The organism is Mesotoga sp. HF07.pep.5.2.highcov (genome assembly GCF_003666285.1).
GTDB classification, from domain to species: Bacteria; Thermotogota; Thermotogae; order Petrotogales; family Kosmotogaceae; genus Mesotoga; species Mesotoga prima.
In genome coordinates this window covers 1-2,647 of sequence record NZ_JFHJ01000042.1, presented here as the reverse complement: position 1 = coordinate 2,647, position 2,647 = coordinate 1, and the positions used below count along the sequence as shown (strand labels likewise).

Annotated in this window: 3 protein-coding genes; 2 read left to right on the top strand and 1 reads right to left on the bottom strand. The window is 44.7% G+C overall.

Annotated elements, in window-relative coordinates; translation table 11 throughout:
- The coding region (locus BG32_RS00855) for a DUF1349 domain-containing protein (protein ID WP_121526233.1) at window positions 1-284 on the bottom strand (284 nt) is incomplete at its 3' end.
- Window positions 285-642: 358 nt separating this feature from the next.
- Here BG32_RS00855 and BG32_RS00850 point away from each other — a divergent pair.
- The gene (locus BG32_RS00850; RefSeq protein WP_014731392.1) at window positions 643-1,683 is read left to right on the top strand and encodes an ABC transporter permease; all 1,041 of its coding nucleotides are present in this window, start codon (window positions 643-645) and stop codon (window positions 1,681-1,683) included.
- Window positions 1,680-2,647 (top strand): ABC transporter permease (locus tag BG32_RS00845; protein WP_121526232.1); only part of this gene is annotated, 968 nt, incomplete at its 3' end. The genes BG32_RS00850 and BG32_RS00845, both read left to right, overlap by 4 nt.

Below are 2,647 nucleotides of genomic sequence, written 5' to 3'. Positions count from 1 at the left end.
CTCTTCAACCAGCAGGAAGGTGAGACCCTCACCATGACTCCGGCCTGATCGTATTGATTGACCGGGAAGAACTTCGCGCCAAGGACAAACGAGAAATCTTCCATTAATGGGACAAAAAGAAAATGGCCGTTGTCGTTTCTAAATCCGTAATGCGTTCTTTGCCAGAAATCGGTAGATTCTTCTGATTCCACTATCAGGTTACCATCCTGCAATTCCCAGCGCTTCGGTTCATTCAGCCATGTGAAATGCTTAATTGTTCCCTCGCCAAATGAAGAAAGCTGCATGACATTTCCTCCCTTAGTCTCTTGAACTATACCGTGCAACACAACTGATTATTTAACAGTGAGTATATAATTGTTATGTACCGTAACCCATCATATCTATTTGCATTTGTCGGCAGAACTATTTGTTATCATTGTTTATGTTGTGTTGTGGGTGTGATTTACCTCTGACCACTGTGTTTTCAATCGATTCACAACACCAATGAACTTTTCTCATAGGCGAGATCTTTTCGGCTATGAAAGCTCGTAGACTTAATAAGGATAACATATTCTTTCTACTCGTCATTTGTTTTTGGGAAATACACGTTTTTGAATCCCAATAGAGATCGAACAGAATTTTGCTTGTTGATCGAGGTGAATTATGTACTGGAAGTATGCAATTAAGAGAGTGCTCTATGGGATACTTATGTACGCGATCTTGGTTTTCATTTTCTCTGCTCTGTTCAATACGGTAATGGAACAGACCCTAAGAGCGCAAATTGAAGAACAGATCAGAGGAGAGACTATGCGGATGACCAGTCTGAACGAGAGTCAGCTGGAAGACTACGTTATTAATCGAAGAAACGATCTGTACTCACTGTACCGCCTAACAAGACCAGTAGCCGAAAGAATTCTCTGGCGAACCTGGGACACCCTCACTTTGAATCTTGGTAATTCGACAATCATTAGATCCTCCAATGGAAGCAGAAGCGTATGGGATGTCGTTTCAGAAGCTATACCGAAGACCATTCTTCTCTTCTCTGTTGCAATGCTGGTGGACATTGTTCTCGGCCTTCTTCTGGGACTGAAAAAGGCACAAAAGGCCGGAGGACTACTGGACAAAAGCACTTCAGTTGGAACCATGGTGGTCTTCGGTATGCCGTCGTGGTGGCTGGGAATGATTATGATCATGTTCTTCGCTTATGGAGTAAAGATCTTTCCCTCCGGTGGACTACACTCGACTCCACCGCCAGAGGGAATTTCGTACTTCTTCGATCTTCTGTATCACCTCGCGCTCCCAGTACTTACGCTTGTTGTTATCGGTTTCTGGGGAAGGGCCTTTCTTACCAGAAACATCGTTCTCGGAGTACTTCAGGAAGACTACATAATGGCGGCAAGAGCAAGAGGTATCCCTGAAAGGAAGGTTCTCTACGGACACACTATGAGAACTTCTGCACCGCCGATTGTTACAATGTCTCTGCTGGCATTGCTAGCTTCTGTTGGAGGAAACATTGTCTACGAGGGAATTTTCTCCTGGCCAGGAATGGGAAACCTTTACTGGATAGCTTTGCAGCAGAATGATGTTCCAGTTCTTATGGGAAACCTCGCGATAACTACCGGCTTATATATCTGTGGTCTAGTCCTTCTAGATCTCATTTATGGCCTACTTGATCCAAGAATCAAGGTAGGTGGTAAACAATGACTATGAGTGATTTAAGAAGATCGGCAAGCGATTTCTGGAAGGAATTCAGAAAGGTTAGGTCGGGAATGATTGGTCTCATATTTCTCGTAGTATTTATCTGCATCCTAATCTTTGAACCTATCATCGTACCATATCCCGAAGTCAACGAGAAGTGGAGAGATATTACCTATTGGCAGGATCTTCCTTCCAGTGCACCTCCTTCGTGGATTAATCTCTTTACCTCAAAGAAGCGCGCGGTATCGGAGACTATCGAGAAGTATACCTTTTCCGAAACCCTTGCCGGTGCAATGAGAATACAGGAGTATGTTTTTGAATATGATTACTCCGCGTCTGTTGCTCCCTCGGATGTCGTGTTTCATGCTTCTGGAGTCGGCAAGCCAACTGTGGTTATCTCTATCGAAAGACCGGACGGCCTTTCAGTTGATTTGTACAGAAAACAGCTTGAAACCTCTCCAAGTCAAGATGCCAGGGTCTCAATCGATAGATCGGCCCAAACATCGGCGATGAATTTCGGCAAGAAATACTCCCCTTCTGAAGGAGTCCCTCTCCAAACAATCAAGACTACCGATGTGTTATTCTCGAAAGCCCAGGAGGGAATATTCAGAAATCCTGAGCCGCTCGTTGGAACATACAGACTCAAAGTAACACTTCTACTGCAAAAGCCAGACGAGAGGATCGACAATGTCTTTATCAGCATTGCGGGCAGAGTACATGGGATTCTGGGGACGGACAACTCGAAGAGAGATATCTGGAGTGGAGTAATAGCCGGAGTGAAATGGGCCATGCTCATCGGGCTCCTCACGGCTCTTGTTTCGGTTTCCATAGGTGTCGTTTACGGTGTCATCAGTGCTTATGTTGGAGGCTGGAAGGATTCTTTAATGCAACGTATATTCGAGATATTCATAAGCGTTCCCATGCTTCCCGTACTCATTGTCATGAGCGCTGTCTTTAAGCCTAATATCTG

Bases quoted from the DNA above. Each gene is read 5' to 3' on its own strand.
- BG32_RS00850 (WP_014731392.1), top strand. From the start codon at position 643: ATGTACTGGAAGTATGCAATTAAGAGAGTGCTCTATGGGATACTTATG.